This is a genomic window from Micromonospora reichwaldensis (assembly GCF_031845925.1).
Lineage (GTDB): Bacteria > Actinomycetota > Actinomycetes > Mycobacteriales > Micromonosporaceae > Micromonospora > Micromonospora reichwaldensis.
Genome location: NZ_JAVRFL010000063.1, coordinates 1 through 16,951, shown reverse-complemented (window position 1 = coordinate 16,951; position 16,951 = coordinate 1). Strand labels below are relative to the sequence as shown.

The following is a 16,951-nucleotide window of genomic DNA, read 5'->3' as shown; positions in this document are numbered from 1 at the left end:
GGGGCGGGAGCCGGGAGCCGGGGCGGGAGCCGGGAGCCGGGGCGGGAGCCGGGAGCCGGGGCGGGAGCCGGGAGCCGGGGCGGGAGCCGGGAGCCGGGGCGGGAGCCGGGAGCCGGGGCGGGAGCCGGGAGCCGGGGCGGGAGCCGAGGGCCGAGGCAGCCGGGGCTCAGCCGCCCGAGTCTGCCAGTTCGGCGCCCTCCGGGACGGTGTCGTCGTCGCGGCTGGCCAGCCAGCCGTCCGGCAGGAAGACCTTGCCGGGCGAGTTGGTGCGGCCGCGCGGCTGGCCCAACGTGGCCACGGGGAAGGGCTCGGTCGGGTCCAGCTTGGCGAGCAGGTCGTCGAGCTGGGCCAGGCTCTCGATCATGGCCAACTCGCGGCGCAGCTCGCTGCCGACCGGGAAGCCCTTGAGGTACCAGGCGACGTGCTTGCGGAAGTCCGTGCAGCCGTCCCGCTCGCCCCGGGCGGGGGTACGGGAGCCGGCGGTGAACTGGTCGACCAGCAGTTCGGCGTGGCGGCGCATCGTCAGCGCCACCTCGCCGAGGGTGGGCAGGCGGCGTTCCGGGCGGCCGTCGAACGCGGCCTCCAGGTCGGCGAAGAGCCACGGGCGGCCCAGGCAGCCCCGGCCGATCACCACCCCGTCGACGCCCGTGTGCGCCACCATCCGCAGCGCGTCGTCGGCCTCCCAGATGTCGCCGTTGCCGAGCACCGGCACGTCGAGGGCCTGCTTGAGCGTCGCGATGGCGTCCCAGTCCGCCGTGCCCGAGTAGCGCTGCGCGGCCGTACGCCCGTGCAGGGCGACCGACGCCACGCCCGCGTCCTGGGCGGCGAGGCCCGCTTCGACGTACGTCAGGTGGTCGTCGTCGATGCCCTTGCGCATCTTGACCGTGACCGGCACCCCGGCGGGTGACGCGGCGTCCACCGCGGCCCTCACCAGCCGCGCGAAGAGCCGGCGGCGCCACGGCAGCGCCGAGCCGCCGCCCTTGCGGGTGACCTTGGGGACCGGGCAGCCGAAGTTGAGGTCGATGTGGTCGGCGAGGTCCTTCTCCACCACGATCCGCACGGCTGCGGCGGTGATCTCGGGGTCGGTGCCGTAGAGCTGGAGGCTGCGGGGCCGCTCGTCGTCGCCGAACGCGATCATGCGCAGCGTCTTCGGGTTCCGCTCGACCAGCGCGACGGTGGTGATCATCTCGCAGACGTAGATGCCGCCGCCCTGTTCGCGGCAGAGCTGCCGGAAGCCGACGTTGGTGATGCCCGCCATCGGCGCGAGCACCACCGGCGGCCACACCTCGTGCCGCCCGATGGTCAGCGGGCGCAATGCGGGAACAGTCGGCGCGGTCACCGGACAAGTGTAAGGAAGGGCCCCTTCCTAACGTCTCCGGTAGAGGAAGGGCCCCCTGCCAACACGGCGCATATCACAGGCAGCACAGCATCGGGCGTTCTCCACAGGGGCTCGCGTCATCCACAGGTCGGCCGGTCGGGCAGGACACGGGGCGCCCCGCGACCAATGCTGCGCCTCATGCGTGAGCAGCCACCCGAACTCGCCGTCGCGGCGGAACGGCAACAGCAGATCGTCACCCGGGGCCAGCTCCTGGCCGCCGGCCTCGATGACATGTACCTGTACCGCCAGACCCGACGCAGCCAGTGGCAGCGTGTGCTACCGGGCACGTACGCCCTGGTCACCGGCACCCTGACCGAGGAACAGCGACGGATCGCCGCGGCGCTCTACGCCGGTCCGCAGGCCCAGGTCACCGGGCTGGCCGCGCTGATCTGGTACGGCTTCCGACAGAGCCCGCGCACCGACGACGTACACCTGATCGTGCCGCACCACGCACGGCGCAGCTCGGCGGGATTCGCCCGGGTCACGCGGGCCCTGGCTCTGGATGCCAAGGCCCGGCGGGCGACGGTCTATCCGGTCTGCTCGCCGGCGCGGGCGGTGGTGGACGCGGCGCGCGACCTTAGCCAGCTGCGTCCGGTACGCGCGATCGTCGCCGAGTCCGTGCAGCGCGGGTTCACCGATCTCACGCGGCTCGACGAGGAGATCCGCCGGGCCAGGCGAAGCCGGACGGCGCTGGTCAGGAAGGCGTTCTCCGAGGTCGTCCACGGCAGCCGGTCCGCGCCGGAGGCGGAGCTGCGGACGTGCCTGACCAGCAGCCGGCTGTTGCCGGAGATCCGGTGGAATCCCCGGCTGGTCGCCGGGGACGGCGGGTCGCTGCCGACGCCCGACGGGTACCTCGCCGACGCGGCGGTGGCGCTCGAGGTCGACTCGCAGGAGTACCACTTCAACGCCGGCGACTGGGCGCGGACGCTCGATCGGCACAACGAGATGAGCCGGCACGGCATCCTGATCCTGCACTTCACCCCGGCACAGATCCGCCGCGAGCCCGGCCGGGTCCGCCGCATGGTGGAGGACGCGTACGAGTCGAGGCGCGGCCTCGGCGCCGCGAACCGGGTCCGCGTCGAGCCCGTCGAGCTGCCCGGTGGCGGTGGGTGAGCCCTCCCGTGGTGTTAGGAAGGGCACCTTCCTCTACCGGAAACGTTAAGAAGGTGCCCTTCCTTACACCTCAGCAGCCGGGGAGGCGCTCGATCAGGTAGCGCTCGACCTGGTCCAGCGCGATGCGCTCCTGGGCCATGGTGTCCCGGTTCCGGACGGTCACCGCGTTGTCGTCCAGGGTGTCGAAGTCGACAGTCACGCAGAACGGGGTGCCGATCTCGTCCTGGCGGCGGTAGCGGCGGCCGATCGCCTGCGAGTCGTCGAACTCCACCACCCAGCGCTTGCGCAGGTCGGCGGCGAGGCCCTTCGCCTTCGGCGAGAGCGCCTCGTTGCGCGACAGCGGCAGCACCGCCACCTTGACCGGGGCCAGCCGCGGGTCGAAGCGCATCACGGTGCGCTTGTCCACGCCGCCCTTGGTGTTCGGCGCCTCGTCCTCGTCGTACGCCTCCAGCAGGAACGCGAGCACCGCGCGGGTGAGGCCGGCGGCCGGCTCGATGACGTACGGCATCCAGCGCTCGCCCTTGGCCTGGTCGAAGTAGGACAGGTCGACGCCGGAGTGCTTGCTGTGCGTGGTCAGGTCGAAGTCGGTGCGGTTGGCGATGCCCTCCAGCTCCGCGAACTCGGTCCCGCCGAACTGGAAGCGGTACTCGATGTCGACCGTGCGCTTCGAGTAGTGGGAGAGCTTCTCCTTCGGGTGCTCGTAGAAGCGCAGGTTGCTCTCCGACAGGCCCAGGTCGAGGTACCAGTTCCAGCGCTCGGAGAGCCAGTACTCGTGCCACTGCTCGTCCGAGCCCGGCTCGACGAAGAACTCCATCTCCATCTGCTCGAACTCGCGGGTGCGGAAGATGAAGTTGCCCGGGGTGATCTCGTTGCGGAACGACTTGCCGGTCTGGGCGATGCCGAACGGCGGCTTCTTGCGGGCGACCGTCTCGACGTTCTTGTAGTTGACGAAGATGCCCTGGGCGGTCTCGGGCCGCAGGTAGTGCATGCCCTCCTCGCTCTCGACCGGGCCGAGGAAGGTCTTCATCAGGCCGTTGAACATCTTCGGCTCGGTGAAGGTGCCCTTGTTGCCGCAGTTCGGGCAGTTCAGCTCGGTCAGCGAGGCCGGCGGCTTGCCGTGCTTGGCCTCGTACGCCTCCTCGAGGTGGTCGGCCCGGAACCGCTTGTGGCACGACTGGCACTCGGTCAGCGGGTCGACGAAGGCGTCCAGGTGGCCGGAGGCGGCCCAGACGTCGCGGGACAGGATCACGGCGGAGTCGAGGCCGACCACGTCGTCGCGCTGCTGGACCATCGTCTTCCACCACTGCCGGCGGACGTTCTCCTTCAGCTCCACGCCGAGCGGACCGTAGTCCCACGCCGACCGGGTGCCTCCGTAGATCTCGCTGGAGGGGAAGACGAAGCCTCGGCGCTTGGCGAGGCTGACGACGGCGTCGATACGGTCGGCTGGCATGTTTCCTCCTACGCCGACTGGCGGTCGGCGGGGACGCGGTAAGGACGGAAGGAACAGTTCGGGACAACGGTACGACCCGTGCCGTCCCGGGCCCAGCAGAATACCGGGGGCGGGTCAGCTCACCCCGCACACCTCCATGCCGCCGGTCTGCTGGTCCTGCCCGAGGGTGACCTCCTGCCGGTCCTGCCGGCCGCCCGTGTAGGTGACGTCGACGGGCACGTTGAGGGAGACGGCGTCCACGTCGCCCACCCGGAAGGTCGCGATCTGCGGCTCGGCGGCCACCCGGCGCTCGAACTCGCGGCGTGACTCGCGCCGCTGCGCGTCGTCGCAGAGCTGGTCGTACGCCGCGCCGTACTTCCGCTCGACGAGCGCGCGGTAGTAGTCGGTGGAGACGGCGCGTCCCTGCTCGCGCACGGCCTGCACCCCGGTCACGGCCAGACCCACCACGGCCGCGCCGCCCCCGCCGCAGCAGAGCAGCACGGCGAGCGCCCCGGCGCCCAGCCCGAGCCAGAGCCGGGTGTTGCGCCCCTCGGTGGGCGGCGCCGCGAACGGCGGGGTGACCCCCGGCCCGGCCGGCGGGGCGGGCACGCCCGGGTCCGCCGGCCGGCCGGGCACGGCGGGCGGTTGCGCCCCCTGCTGGCCGGGCGACGGAGGGTACGCCGGCGGGGTCGCCGGTCCGGGAGCGGTCATGCAAGCAATGTAGTGCCCACGGGCTCAGCGGTAAGGACCAGCGGCCCGATCGCTGGCGGCCGGGACGACGTCCCCGCCCGGGGCGGCGGTGGCGAGCGCCTCGTACGCCGACGGTTCGTCGAGCGACTCGGCGAGCAGCGGCACAGCCGTGATCTTGACGTCGAAGCCGCCCAGGGCCCGCCGGTAGGTGCCGACCGACTCCCACTCGGTGACCAGGCACCAGTGCCGGGGGTCGTCCAGCGCCCGGACCAGTTGGCCGCGCAGGTAACCGGGGCGGGCCGCGAGCGCGGCGAGGGCGGCGTGCGCCCGCTCGGTGAACTCGTCGGCGACATCGACGTCCACCACGAACCGGTTCGTCACCAGCACGGGGTTCCTCCTCGTAGAGTCTGTGGGATGCAGCGTACGCAGAGCCGGATGCCGGCCCGGTTGGCCCGGGCGAACCCGACGACGGTGTTCCTGGTCACCCTCGTGCTGGTGCTTGTCGCGTTCTTCACCCCAGGCGTGGTCGGCGGGCTGTTGACCCTGCTGCTCGCCGCGGCCGTGGCCGCGCTGCTGGTCACCACCTGGTCGGTGCAGACGGTGCCGACCCGGGTGATCCGGCTGGTGGCGCTCACCCTGCTGGTCACCGCGGGCCTGGTGAAGGTGCTCTGACATGCAAGCATGCGTTTTTGACAATCATTATCGTTGTCGCGGACAGTTCATGGCATGAACATCCGCTCCGCCCCGCGCACCCTGGCCGTCGCCACCACCGCCCTGCTCGCCCTGGGTGGTGTCACGGCCTGTTCCGACGACGGCACGACCGGCGCCGACCCGCAACGGGTCGACGTGGTGGCCGCGTTCTACCCGTTGCAGTTCCTCGCCGAGCGCATCGGCGGCGACGCGGTGAAGGTGAGCAACCTGGTCAAGCCCGGGGCGGAGCCGCACGACCTGGAGCTGAACCCGGGTCAGGTCGGCCAGGTCGCCGAGGCGGAGCTGGTCGTCCTGCTCAAGGGCTTCCAGCCGGCGCTGGACGAGGCCGTCGAGCAGAACGCCAAGGAGCGCGCGTTCGACGTGTCGACCGTGCAGCCGCTGCTGGACGCCGCCGAGGGCGGCCACGACCACGACCACGAGGGCGGGAAGCACGCCCACCCCGAGGAGTCGGGCAAGGCCGAGGAGCCCGGCCACGACGAGGGCGGTGTCAAGGATCCGCACCTCTGGCTGGACCCGACCCGCCTCGCCACGGTCGGCGACAAGCTCGCCGAGCGGCTCGGCCGGGCCGACCCGGACCGCGCCGCCGACTACACGGCCCGCGCCAAGGCGCTGCGCGTCGAGCTGGAGAAGCTGGACGCCGAGTTCACGGCCGGGCTGAAGACCTGCCAGCGGCGGGAGATCGTGGTGAGCCACACCGCCTTCGGCTACCTGACCGGGCGCTACCAGCTGGAGCAGATCGGCATCACCGGGCTCAGCCCCGACAACGAGCCGTCCCCGCAGCGCCTGGCCGAGGTCGCCCAGGAGGCCCGGGAGCACAAGGCCACCACGATCTTCTTCGAGACGCTGGTCAGCCCCAAGGTGGCCGAGACCATCGCCGCCGAGGTCGGCGCGAAGACCGCGGTGCTGGACCCCCTGGAGGGACTGTCGTCCGGCGGCGGCGACTACCTTTCGGTCATGCGTACCAACCTTGCGACCCTGAGGACGGCGTTGAGCTGCTCGTGACATCCCCAGTCATCACCGTCACGCACGGGGTGGTCGGCTACGACGGCCGCCCCGTGCTGCGCGACGTCTCGCTGACCGTGACCGCCGGCGAGGTGGTCGCGGTGCTCGGCGCCAACGGCTCCGGCAAGTCCACCCTGATCCGCGCCGCGCTCGGCCTGGTGCCGCTCAGCTCCGGGTCGGTCACCCTCTTCGACCGCCCGCTGCGCCGCTTCCGGCAGTGGCACCGGATCGGGTACGTCCCGCAGCGCCTCGGCGCCGGCAGCGGCGTACCGGCCACCGTCCGCGAGGTGGTGGCCTCCGGCCGGCTCGCCCGGCGCGGGGTGCTGCGCCCGGCCGGCGCGGCGGACCGGGCGGCGGTGACCGCCGCGCTGGAGGCGGTCGGGCTGGCCGACCGGGCCCGCGATCCCGTGGCCACCCTCTCCGGCGGGCAGCAGCAGCGCACCCTGATCGCCCGGGCGCTGGCCGGCCAGCCGGAACTGCTGGTCCTCGACGAGCCGACCGCCGGGGTCGACGCCGCCAGCCAGGAGGCGTTCGCCGGCGCGCTGCACGCCTTCGTCGCCGGTGGCGGCACGGTGCTGCTGGTGGCCCACGAGCTCGGGCCGCTGCGGCCGCTGATCAGCCGGGCGGTCGTCGTACACCAGGGTGGGATCTGCCACGACGGCGCAGTGCCCGAGCCCGCCGGCCACCACGCGGAGCCCGACCACGACCACGTGCACCCGCACGGTCCCGACGAGCCCGCCGGGCTGTGGAGCAGCTGAGATGGAACTCTTCCAGTACCCCTACATGCAGCGGGCCCTGATCGGCGCGCTGATCATCGGCCTGGCCGCCCCGGCGCTCGGCATCTACCTGGTGCAGCGGAAGCTCGCCCTGATCGGCGACGGGGTCGGGCACGTGGCGCTCACCGGCGTCGGCGCGGGCCTGCTGCTCAACCGCTCCCCCGTGCTCGTCGCGGTGGCCGTGGCGACCGCCGGCGCGATCACCATCGAGCTGGTCCGCGCCCGCGGGCGCACCTCCGGCGACCTGGCCCTGGCCCTGCTCTTCTACGGCGGCATCGCCGGCGGCGTGACGCTGGTCGGGCTCTCCGACAGCACCAGCGCCAACCTGAACGCCTACCTGTTCGGGTCACTGACCACGATCTCCCCGCAGGACCTGACCACCATCGCGGTGCTCGGCGTCGCGATCGGGGTGACGATGCTGGCGCTACGCCCGGCCCTGTTCGCGGTCTGCCACGACGAGGAGTACGCCCGCGTCTCCGGCCTGCCGGTGCGCACGCTCAACCTGCTGCTCGCCGTGGCCACCGCCGTCACGGTGACGATCGCCATGCGGGCCGTCGGGGTGCTGCTGATCAGCGCGCTGATGGTGGTGCCGGTGGCCACCGCGCAGCAGGTGACCCGGGGGTTCCGCAGCACGATGGCGGCGGCGATGGCGCTCGGGCTCTTCGCCGCCGGCTCCGGGGTCTGGGTGGCCGCGAACGCCGACACCGCCCCCGGCGCCTCGGTGGTGCTGATGGCGATCGCCTCGTTCGGGGTGGTCGCGGTCCTCGGCGCGGCGTGGCGGACGCTGCGCCGGCGGCGTACCCCCGCCGCCGCGCCCGCGCCGGAGCCGCACGAGGTCGTGCTCCACTGATCCTGGTCAGCGCCGTGTCGGCGGGATTGGTTACCGTTACAGGGTGACCGACGGATCAGGCTACGACGCCTTCGAGGGCGCGAGCGAGCTGTTGCGTGCCCTCTCGGCACCGATCCGGCTGGCCATCGTCAGCGAGCTCGCCGAGGGCGAGCGCTGCGTGCACGAGCTGGTCGACAAGCTCGGCGCCGCCCAGCCGCTGGTCTCCCAGCACCTGCGGGTGCTGCGGGGCGCCGGCGTGGTGCGCGGCTCCCGGCGGGGTCGCGAGATCGCGTACGCGCTGGTCGACGAGCACGTCGCACACATCGTGGCCGACGCGGTGAGCCACGCCGGGGAGGGATCATGATCATGACGGGTTCCACGGTCCGCAACACCCGGCAGCGCTCGGCGGTGAGCGCGCTGCTCGGCGAGCTGGAGGGCTTCCACAGCGCGCAGGAGCTGCACGCGATGCTGCGCGAGCGCGGCGAGCGGGTCGGGCTGACCACCGTCTACCGCACGCTCCAGGGGCTCGCCGACACAGGCGAGATCGACGTGATGCGCCCGCCTGGCGGCGAGCACCTCTACCGCCGGTGCAGCGAGGGCCACCACCACCACCTGGTCTGCCGGACCTGTGGCCGCACCGTGGAGGTGGCGGGGCCGACGGTGGAGAGCTGGGCCGAGCGGGTGGCGGCGAAGCACGGCTACGCCGACGTCAGCCACACCCTGGAGATCTTCGGCACCTGCCCGGCCTGCGCGAGCTGACCCCGCCCGTAGCGTCGACCGCCGGCCACCCGTAGCGCCGTGCGCCGGGCGGTGTGCCGTCGTTCGCGTGGTGCCAGGGGCCCGCGCACGTGGCACGCTGTCCGGCGTGAAGATCTACGCCGATCGTTTCCCGACCGCCGTCCGACAGTTGATCACCGACCTGCTCGTCGTCGCCTGGGTGTACGGCGCGATCCGTGGCGCGCTGTGGCTGCACGACCTGGTCCAGAAGCTCGCCGTACCCGGACAGAAGCTGGAGGGCGCCGGCGGCGGCCTGGCCGACAACCTGGCCGAGGCGGGCGGCAAGGTCGGCCGGGTGCCGCTGGTCGGCGACGAGCTGACCGCGCCGTTCGAGCGGGCCGCCACCGCCGCCCGCTCGCTCGCCGAGGCGGGGCGCGACCAGCAGGAGCTGGTCGACCAGCTCGCCCTCGCGCTGGCCGTCGCCGTGCTGGTCTTCCCGCTCGGCCTGGTGCTCTTCGGCTGGCTGCCGCTGCGGGTGCGCTGGATGCGCCGGGCCGGCTCGGCCGCGAAGCTGGCCGCCGCCCCCGCCGGCCGGGACCTGCTCGCCCTGCGCGCGCTGGCCACCCAGCCGCTGGGGCGGCTGACCCGGATCGCGCCCGACGTGGCCGAGTCGTGGCGGCGCGGCGACGACGCCACCGTCGACGCCCTCGCCGCCCTGGAACTACGCCACCTGGGCCTACGCCCCAACCGCTGACCCCTGCCCCGCCCCGCCCCGGCCCGGCCCGCCCCGCCCCGGCCCGGCCCGGCGATCATGCAGTTGTGGTGCCCGGAACGGCCGCTTTCGCCGCTTTCGTGGGGCACCACAACTGCATGATCGACGCCAGGGTGCAGGGGCGGCGAGGGCTGGTCAGGAGGAGGGTGGGGGCGGGGGTGGGATGCGGCGGCGGGTGTCGTCGGCGGTGGACGGGCCGGGGGACCAGGGGGCCACCCACGGAAGGTCGTCGGCGGGGGTGATCACGCCGTCCTCCAGGGCGGCGTAGCGCCCGGCCAGGATCCGCTTCGCGGCGACCGTGTCGACGGAGTCGGTGTTGTCCCACAGGGCGGCGAAGAGCGCGTCGACGCGGACCCGGGCCTGCCGGCAGAACAGGTCGGCCAGCTCGACGTTCTCGGGGCGGGTGTCCCGCTCGGCGTAGGCGCGCACGCAGACCGCGGACATCGCGAACAGCTCCGCGCCGATGTCCACCACCCGGCCGAGGAACGCCTGCTTGCGCTCCATCTTGCCCTGCCAGCGGGACATCGCGTAGAACGTCGAGCGGGCCAGCTTGCGCGAGGCGCGCTCCACCTGCCGCAGGTGGCCGGCGAGCGGGCCGAACTCGGCGTACGCCGACGGGCGCTGTCCCCTGCCGACGGCGAGGGTGGGCAGCCACTTCGCGTAGAAGGCGCCGGCCCGCGCCCCGGCCTTCGCCTTGCGGCCGAGCCCGGCGTCCGGGTCGATGATGTCGCCGGCGACGGACAGGTGCGCGTCGACCGCCTCCCGGGCGATGAGCAGGTGCATGATTTCGGTGGAGCCCTCGAAGATGCGGTTGATCCGCAGGTCGCGCAGCAGCTGTTCCACGGCGGCCGGTCGCTCGCCCCGCGCGGCGAGGGAGTCGGCCGTCTCGTAGCCGCGACCGCCCCGGATCTGCACCAGCTCGTCGGCGATCTTCCAGGCCATCTCGCTGGCGTAGAGCTTGACCAGCGCCGCCTCGATCCGGATGTCGTTACGGTCGTCGTCGGCGAGCAGGCAGCAGAGGTCCAGCATGGTCTCCATGCCGTACGTCGTCGCGGCGATGAAGGACAGCTTCTGGGCCACCGCCTCGTGCTCGCCCACGGGCCGCCCCCACTGCACCCGGTCGACGGCCCACTCCCGGGCCACGTTCAACGCCCACTTGCCGGCTCCGACACACATCGCCGGCAGCGACAGCCGCCCGGTGTTCAGGGTGGTCAGCGCGATCTTCAGGCCCTTGCCCTCGCCGCCGATGACGTTCTCCTTCGGTACGAAGACGTCGTGGAAGCGGGTCAGGCTGTTCTCCAGGCCGCGCAGGCCGATGAAGGCGTTACGCCGTTCGACCGTGATGCCCTCGGTGTCGCCCTCGACGACGAAGGCGGTGATCCCGCCGCGCCGCCCCTCGGCGGCGGGCACCCGGGCCATCACCACGAGCAGGGAGGCGACGGTGCCGTTGGTGGCCCACAGCTTCACGCCGTTGAGGCGGTAGCCGGTGCCGTCGGGCGTGGGCTCGGCGGTGGTCGCCAGCCGGGCCGGGTCGGAGCCGACGTCCGGCTCGGTGAGCAGGAACGCGGAGACCTCACCGGCGGCGAGCCGGGGCAGGAAGTGCTGCTTCTGCGCGGCGGTGCCGAACATCTTCAGCGGCTGCGGCACCCCGATCGACTGGTGCGCCGAGAGCAGCGCGCCGATCGCCGGGCTGACCGAGCCGGCCAGCATGAGCGCCCGGCAGTAGTGCAGGTTGCTGAGCCCGAGCCCGCCGTACGACCGGTCGATCTTCATGCCGAAGGCGCCGAGCCGGGCCATTCCCTGGAACACCTCGTCCGGGATGGACGCGTCCCGCTCGATCGCAGCACCGTCCACGTCGGAGGCGAGGAACTCGCGGAACCGGCCGAGGAACTCGTCGGCGCGGGCGACGTCCGCCGGGTCGGAGCGCGGCCAGGGGTTGATCAGGTCGAGTCGGAACCGGCCGAGGAAGAGTTCCTTGCCGAAGCTGGGGCGGTCCCAGGAGGACTCCCGGGCCGCCTCGGCGACCTGTCGGGCCTCCTTCTCGGAGACCTGGCCGGCCTCGGTCGGCAGGGGCCCGGCCGCGCCGGCCGCGGGCGGGTTGCCGGCGGCGGCCGGCGGGATGTCGGCGGCGGCGGGCGGGGCGTCGGCCGACGGCGGCGGCTGGTCGGCGCCTGATCCGTCGGGCGCGGGTCGGCTGTTGTGTGTCGCGGTCACGGCGGCCCCCTCGAACCTCGGTCCGGATGCGTCAACGTGCTCGACGAACAGCACGCTACCCCCGGGTGTTACCCAGGGGTAGCGATTGGTAAATATCGAGTTGTGTCGACCTTCGTCAGTCGCTGAGGGACCGTGGCTCGTTCTCGTCGTCGTCGGTGTCGTCGTCGCCCCAGTTGCGGCGGGAGAACGGCAGGAACGCCCAGAAGGTGAGGAACCAGAGGCCGGTGAGGCCGCTGAGCACCAGGGCGATGCTCCGGTCCAGCACGAAGTCGGTGATCAGCAGCACCGCGCTGACCATCGAGATCAGCATGAAGGCGAGCCCGCCGCTGGCCATCCGGTGGGCGAACCGGACCAGCTCCGGCTTGCGGCCCTGCCGGAACAGCGCGCGGTGGAACGCCACCGGAGAAATGATCATCGCGGTGGCCGCGGCCGCGGCCAGCAACGCGACGATGTAGACGTCCTTCTGGAAGCCACTCGTACGGGTGAAGCCGTTGCTGAACGGCAGGGTGAGCAGGAACGCGAAGAGGATCTGCACGCCGGTCTGGGCGACCCGAAGCTCCTGGAGCAGGTCGGCGAAGTTGCGCTGCCAGCGCTGCTTCTCGGTTTCCTTGGACACGCGCTACCTCCGGTCAGACGGTACTGCCGGCGGGGGCGGCCGGCGGCAGCATCGCTGATGCCCCACCCGTCGACGCGCGAAACCGACTCACGTCACTGTCTGACGCGCCGGTTCCGTGTCGACGCCATGCGGCCGACCGTAGCCACGACGCGTCAGGAGCCGCGGCGGATCCGGCCCGCGTACCGGGCCTCGAGGGCGTTGTTGTGCTCGTCGCCCCCGGCGATGTTGGCCGACAGGTAGACCGGGGGCCGTTCCCCCGCCGCCAGCAGCCGCGCCACCACCTCGACCGTGATCTGCTGCGCCAGCAGCGCCGCGGTGATCGACGAGACCGCGCCCACCGCGCCCCCGCCGGGCAGTGGCAGCGTCGCGTCGCCGTACGGGGCACCGTTGTCGAGCACCACGTCGGCGAAGTCGGCGAGCTTGCGTCCCGACGGATGGCGCGAGGCCATCTGCCCGGAGTGCTGCGCCGAGGTGATCGCGACCAGCCCGTGGCCCTTCTCCCTGACCAGTGACGCGAACTCCACCATGGCGCCGTTCACGCCGGAGTTGGAGGCGAGCACGAAGACGTCCCGAGGGCTGACGGGAGCCAGCTCGTAAAGGCGGTGCGCCACCGCCGGGTCGCGCTCCAGCAGCGGCCCGAGCACGTCGGCCGGGGCGCCGCCGCGCAGCACCAGGTCCCGCAGGGCGATGCGGTTCGTGGGAACCAGCCCGCCGGCCCGCCCGGCGATCTCCATGGCCAGCGCCTCGGAGTGGCCGGTGCCGAACGCGTGGACCACGCCGTCGGCGCGTACCGCCTCGGCGATCAGGTCGGCGGCCCGCCCCACCGCCTCGCGCTGGCTCTCGGCGACCCGGTGCATCGTGTCGGTCACCACGGCCAGGAAGTCCTCGGCCTTCACCGTCGTGTCTGCTCGGTCCATGTCGTACCTCCGTCAGGGGTGGGCCCGGCGTCCGCCGGCCGGTGTCGCGGGGAAGGTCAGACCGGGTCGTGCACCCGGGCCAGGATCGCCTCGGCCAGCGCGGCGGGTGCCTCGTCGGGGATCCAGTGGCTCACCCGGGGCAGCTCGACGAAGCGGTAGTCGGCGGTCACGTGCTCGGCGCACGCCTCGGCGGCGGTCCGGCCGATCGCGATGTCGCGACCGCTCCACACGTACGTGGTCGGCACCGCCACCGGCCCGGTGGCGGCCAGGTCCCGGCGGGACATCGCGCGGTACCAGTTCAGGGCGGCGGTCAGCGCGCCCGGCTCGCGCATCGGGTCCGCGTACGAGGCCACCCGCGCGTCGTCGCCGACCCCGTGCAGCATCCGGCGCAGCCCGGTCGCGCCCAGCACCAGCAGCGCCTTCTCCGCCGTGCCCGGCTTGCGGAACACCGTCATGTACGCCGAGCGCGCCTTCTGCCCCGCGTCCTCGGCCAGCGCCCACGCCATGGCGGCGGGGTGCGGCACGGAGACCGCGGTCAGCGTGCGGACCCGCTCGGGATGGTGCGCCGCGACGGCCCAGGCCACGACCGCGCCCCAGTCGTGCCCCACCAGGTGCGCCGCGTCGACGCCCAGCGCGTCGAGTACGCCGAGCACGTCGGCGACCAGCTCCGGCAGCCGGTACGCCTCGACCGCCTCGGGCCGCGCGCCCGGCGAGTAGCCGCGCTGGTCCGGCGCGTACGTGCGCAGGCCCGCGGCGTGCAGCGCGGGCACCACGTCGTCGAACTCCCCGCCGTGCTGGGGGAAGCCGTGCAGCAGCAGGACGGGCGTGCCGCCCTCCGGTCCGCCGACGCGGACGTCGAACGTGAACCCCCGGGCCTCGATCCGCATGATCGTGAGCCTACCCAGCGCCGCACCTGGCCGCCCGGGACTGCCGGGCTGACCTGTCACTCGTACTGTTGCCGGGGGACGGGCACCTGCCGCCAGGACTCCACGTCCAGGTAGGGAATCTCGGCGTCGTTGACCGGGTCGCGGGCGATGCGGTCGCTGTAGCGGCCCGTCACCTCGATCCAGGTGTCGTCGGCGAGCCCGTCGGGGGCCGCGCCGGTCAGGCCCAGCTTGACCGGCCGCCCGTCGGCGGCGCAGCAGGAGAGCACCATCCGGGCCAGCAGCGGCCGGCCGTCGGGACCGGTGGTGACGAAGCCGGTCAGCTGGACCCGGCGCTCGCCGATCGAGGTGCCCTGGTCGAACAGGGCCCGGGAGGCGTAGTCGAGCACGGCCACCCGCACCGGGTCGCCGGCGGGCAGCGGCGGGTAGTCGGACGGCTGCTGCCGGGTGGTGACGGCGGTGCCGGCCTGCCCGGCCGCGTACGAGCCCAGGGCCGGCGGGGCGACCAGCAACAGGCCCAGCACGGGCAGGATCAGCAGCCAGCCGACCCGCGGCTCGCGATGCCCGTGCCCGTCGTGCCCGCCGTGCCCGCCGTCGCCCTCGTGCCCGTCGCCGTCGTGCCCGCCGTCGCCGTCGCCGGGAGCGTCGGGGGCGGGTGCGCGCCGGGGCCGCCATCCACCGGCCGGGCCGTCGTGGTCGCCGGCGGGCGTGCGCCGCAGGAGCGGGCGCAGCTCGTAGAAGAGGGTCATGACCGCGGCGGCCACCAGCAGCAGGCCGGCGGCGATCAGGAAGGGCCGCAGCCCCTCCTTGACGTAGCGCAGGTGCAGGTCGGTGAGGCTGGCCCGGACCACCGCGCCGCCGAGCAGCAGCAGGACGACCGCCTGCGCCTGCCGGTTCACAGCAGCACCGCCCCGGTCGCGGCGGCCACCGCGACGGCCACCGCGAAGGTGGTCGGGGCGAACCGCAGCGCGAACCGCCGGCCGAAGACGCCGGCCTGCATCGAGATGAGCTTGAGGTCGACCATCGGCCCCACCACCAGGAAGACCAGTCGGGAGGTCAGCGAGAACTGCGACAGCGAGGCGGCGACGAAGGCGTCCGCCTCGGAGCAGAGGGAGAGCAGCACGGCGAGCACGGCCAGCGCGAGCACGGAGAGCACCGGCTCGTCGGCGAGGGTCTGCAACCAGCGCTCCGGCACCACGACGTTGATCGTGGCGGCGGCCGTCGCGCCGATGACCAGGAAGCCGCCGGCGTGCGTGACGTCGTGCCGGACCGCCCCCCAGAACGCCTGCCCGCGCGGGCCGCCGTCCAGCTCCGGCCGGCGCGGCAGCCGGATCCAGTCGGCCCGGCCGAGGCGCAGCCACAGCCAGCCCATGATTGTCGCCACGAGCAGGCTCGCGACAGCCCGCCCGAGGACCATCGCCGGGTCGTCCGGGAAGGCCACGGCGGTGGCGGTGAGCACGATCGGGTTGATCGCCGGGGCGGCGAGCAGGAACGCCAGCGCGGCGGCCGGGGTGACCCCGCGCCGGATCAGCGACCCGGCGATCGGCACCGCCCCGCACTCGCAGCCGGGCAGCACCACGCCGGCCGCGCTGGCCACCGGCACCGCGAGCGCGGGGTGCCGCGGCAGCGCCCGGGCCCAGAACGACCGGGGCACGAAGACGGCGATCACCGCGGAGAGCAGCACCCCGAAGACCAGGAACGGCACCGCCTGCACCATGACCGAGACGAAGACGGTGGTCCAGGTCTGCAACCGGGGCGCGGAGAGGGCCCGGGCGAGCGGCTCGCGGAAGACGACCAGCAGGATCAGCAGGCCGGCGAGGACCTCCACCGACCCGATCCGCCGCTCCGGGCCGCGCGGCGCCGGCTGCTCCTCGCGTACGCCCGGGGCGGCCACGCCCACCGCGCCCGCGTGCGGCCCGTCCGGCGCGCGGCGGTCAGCCTCGGATGTCACGTACGTGTCCCTCTGCCGGATTCCCAGTGGCCGACCGAGAGTACCGGGCCGCAACGGACGGCGTCGATCGACTGCGCGGGTGAGCTGCGGAAAGATCACTTTGCCCGATGATCTTCAAAGGTGTTAGCGTCGGGCCCACAACTTCACATCCGACAGGGGAGCGCACAGCGCTGAGAGTGCGGGCACCGCCCGCAGACCCTCGAACCTGATCTGGGTAATGCCAGCGCAGGGAGTTCGGTCGACCTCCAGCCGCGTCGACGTCCGGCACGTTCCGGGCGCGGCGTGCGTCTTCTCCTGGTTCTCGTTCGGGACTGGGAGCAATCATGCGAGACAACAACACCGCCACCCGGTGGCGTACCGTCGACGTCGTCGTCGCGGCCGTGATCGCGGTGGCCTTCGGCGTCATCTTCTGGGCCTGGGGCCTGCTGTGGCGGGCCGTCGACCCGGCGTTCGCGTTCTTCCCCGCCAGCCAGGCGATCATGTACGGCGTGTGGCTGGTCCCGGCCGTCCTCGGCGGTCTGGTGATCCGCAAGCCCGGTGCGGCGCTCTTCTGCGAGGCGGTGGCGGCGACGGTCTCCGCGCTGCTCGGCTCGGAGTGGGGCGGCGTCACCATCGTCCAGGGCCTGATCCAGGGGCTCGGCGCCGAGCTGGCCTTCGCCGCGTTCCGGTACCGCTCGTTCCGGCTGCCCACCGCGCTGACCGCCGGCGCGCTGACCGGCCTCGGCGCGGCCCTGTTCGACTTCTTCGTCTGGAACACCGAGTACGCCCTGGGCAGCTACCGGATCCCCTACGCCCTGCTCACCATCGTCAGCGCCACGATCGTCGCCGGTGCCGGCGGCTGGGCCCTGACCCGCGCCCTGGCCACCACGGGCGCCCTGGACCGCTTCCCCGCCGCCCGAGACCGCACCCCAATCTGACCCTCCCCCTCCCCTGCCCACCCCCACCCACCCAC

Annotated in this window: 19 protein-coding genes and 1 riboswitch; of the genes, 9 read left to right on the top strand and 10 right to left on the bottom strand. The window is 73.3% G+C overall.

Annotation, left to right across the window (positions count from 1 at the left end):
• Positions 1 to 166: 166 nt before the first annotated feature.
• The gene (dusB, locus tag RM555_RS30505; protein WP_311414947.1) at positions 167 to 1,339 is read right to left on the bottom strand and encodes a tRNA dihydrouridine synthase DusB; all 1,173 of its coding nucleotides are present in this window, start codon (positions 1,337 to 1,339) and stop codon (positions 167 to 169) included.
• A gap of 177 nt (positions 1,340 to 1,516) precedes the next feature.
• Between dusB and RM555_RS30500 the strand changes: the two genes are divergently transcribed.
• Positions 1,517 to 2,491 (top strand): type IV toxin-antitoxin system AbiEi family antitoxin domain-containing protein, encoded by a 975-nt coding sequence (locus RM555_RS30500; protein WP_311414946.1) that lies wholly within the window; start codon positions 1,517 to 1,519, stop codon positions 2,489 to 2,491.
• 70 nt (positions 2,492 to 2,561) lie between these two features.
• Here the strand turns inward: RM555_RS30500 and RM555_RS30495 are convergent, their stop codons facing one another.
• From RM555_RS30495 to RM555_RS30485, 3 genes are all read right to left on the bottom strand, one after another.
• Complete coding sequence (locus RM555_RS30495; protein WP_311414945.1) at positions 2,562 to 3,941, bottom strand: glycine--tRNA ligase; 1,380 nt, start codon at positions 3,939 to 3,941, stop codon at positions 2,562 to 2,564.
• A gap of 114 nt (positions 3,942 to 4,055) precedes the next feature.
• Positions 4,056 to 4,529: a hypothetical protein gene (locus tag RM555_RS30490; protein ID WP_311414949.1), complete on the bottom strand. Its 474-nt coding sequence runs from the start codon at positions 4,527 to 4,529 to the stop codon at positions 4,056 to 4,058.
• A 126-nt stretch (positions 4,530 to 4,655) separates the two neighbouring features.
• Positions 4,656 to 4,997: an antibiotic biosynthesis monooxygenase family protein gene (locus RM555_RS30485; protein ID WP_311414944.1), complete on the bottom strand. Its 342-nt coding sequence runs from the start codon at positions 4,995 to 4,997 to the stop codon at positions 4,656 to 4,658.
• Positions 4,998 to 5,024: 27 nt separating this feature from the next.
• Here RM555_RS30485 and RM555_RS30480 point away from each other — a divergent pair, with 27 nt between their 5' ends.
• The 7 genes from RM555_RS30480 (at position 5,025) to RM555_RS30450 (ending at position 9,399) form a co-directional block, all read left to right on the top strand.
• Complete coding sequence (locus RM555_RS30480; RefSeq protein ID WP_311414943.1) at positions 5,025 to 5,282, top strand: hypothetical protein; 258 nt, start codon at positions 5,025 to 5,027, stop codon at positions 5,280 to 5,282.
• A gap of 54 nt (positions 5,283 to 5,336) precedes the next feature.
• Positions 5,337 to 6,323 (top strand): metal ABC transporter substrate-binding protein, encoded by a 987-nt coding sequence (locus RM555_RS30475; RefSeq protein WP_311414942.1) that lies wholly within the window; start codon positions 5,337 to 5,339, stop codon positions 6,321 to 6,323.
• Positions 6,320 to 7,081, top strand: coding sequence for a metal ABC transporter ATP-binding protein (locus tag RM555_RS30470; RefSeq protein ID WP_311414941.1), 762 nt, complete (start codon positions 6,320 to 6,322; stop codon positions 7,079 to 7,081). Before RM555_RS30475 ends, RM555_RS30470 begins: the two co-directional genes overlap by 4 nt.
• A 1-nt stretch (position 7,082) precedes the next feature.
• The gene (locus tag RM555_RS30465) at positions 7,083 to 7,949 is read left to right on the top strand and encodes a metal ABC transporter permease (protein ID WP_132240388.1); all 867 of its coding nucleotides are present in this window, start codon (positions 7,083 to 7,085) and stop codon (positions 7,947 to 7,949) included.
• Between the two features lie 43 nt (positions 7,950 to 7,992).
• Positions 7,993 to 8,292, top strand: coding sequence for an ArsR/SmtB family transcription factor (locus RM555_RS30460; RefSeq protein WP_088998913.1), 300 nt, complete (start codon positions 7,993 to 7,995; stop codon positions 8,290 to 8,292).
• 2 nt (positions 8,293 to 8,294) lie between these two features.
• Complete coding sequence (locus RM555_RS30455) at positions 8,295 to 8,687, top strand: Fur family transcriptional regulator (protein WP_396888872.1); 393 nt, start codon at positions 8,295 to 8,297, stop codon at positions 8,685 to 8,687.
• A 106-nt stretch (positions 8,688 to 8,793) separates the two neighbouring features.
• The gene (locus RM555_RS30450; protein ID WP_311414939.1) at positions 8,794 to 9,399 is read left to right on the top strand and encodes a hypothetical protein; all 606 of its coding nucleotides are present in this window, start codon (positions 8,794 to 8,796) and stop codon (positions 9,397 to 9,399) included.
• 153 nt (positions 9,400 to 9,552) lie between these two features.
• Here the strand turns inward: RM555_RS30450 and RM555_RS30445 are convergent, their stop codons facing one another.
• From RM555_RS30445 to RM555_RS30420, 6 genes are all read right to left on the bottom strand, one after another.
• Positions 9,553 to 11,631 carry an acyl-CoA dehydrogenase family protein gene (locus RM555_RS30445; protein ID WP_396888871.1) on the bottom strand — a complete coding sequence of 693 codons (2,079 nt, stop codon included), beginning with the start codon at positions 11,629 to 11,631 and terminating at the stop codon, positions 9,553 to 9,555.
• Positions 11,632 to 11,746: 115 nt separating this feature from the next.
• Positions 11,747 to 12,247, bottom strand: a complete 501-nt coding sequence (locus RM555_RS30440) for a DUF6328 family protein (protein WP_311414937.1) — start codon at positions 12,245 to 12,247, stop codon at positions 11,747 to 11,749.
• A 152-nt stretch (positions 12,248 to 12,399) separates the two neighbouring features.
• The gene (locus RM555_RS30435; RefSeq protein ID WP_311414936.1) at positions 12,400 to 13,164 is read right to left on the bottom strand and encodes an SIS domain-containing protein; all 765 of its coding nucleotides are present in this window, start codon (positions 13,162 to 13,164) and stop codon (positions 12,400 to 12,402) included.
• A 56-nt stretch (positions 13,165 to 13,220) separates the two neighbouring features.
• Complete coding sequence (locus tag RM555_RS30430; protein WP_311414935.1) at positions 13,221 to 14,051, bottom strand: alpha/beta fold hydrolase; 831 nt, start codon at positions 14,049 to 14,051, stop codon at positions 13,221 to 13,223.
• 56 nt (positions 14,052 to 14,107) lie between these two features.
• Positions 14,108 to 14,947: a TIGR03943 family putative permease subunit gene (locus RM555_RS30425; protein WP_311414934.1), complete on the bottom strand. Its 840-nt coding sequence runs from the start codon at positions 14,945 to 14,947 to the stop codon at positions 14,108 to 14,110.
• On the bottom strand, positions 14,944 to 15,942 hold the full coding sequence (locus tag RM555_RS30420) for a permease (protein ID WP_311414948.1): 999 nt from the start codon (positions 15,940 to 15,942) through the stop codon (positions 14,944 to 14,946). Before RM555_RS30420 ends, RM555_RS30425 begins: the two co-directional genes overlap by 4 nt.
• Positions 15,943 to 16,143: 201 nt before the next feature.
• Positions 16,144 to 16,249, top strand: a riboswitch (TPP riboswitch).
• 73 nt (positions 16,250 to 16,322) lie between these two features.
• Between RM555_RS30420 and RM555_RS30415 the strand changes: the two genes are divergently transcribed.
• Entirely contained in the window at positions 16,323 to 16,916 is a 594-nt protein-coding gene (locus RM555_RS30415; protein ID WP_311414933.1) for an ECF transporter S component, read from the top strand.
• The last annotated feature ends 35 nt before the right edge of the window (positions 16,917 to 16,951 follow it).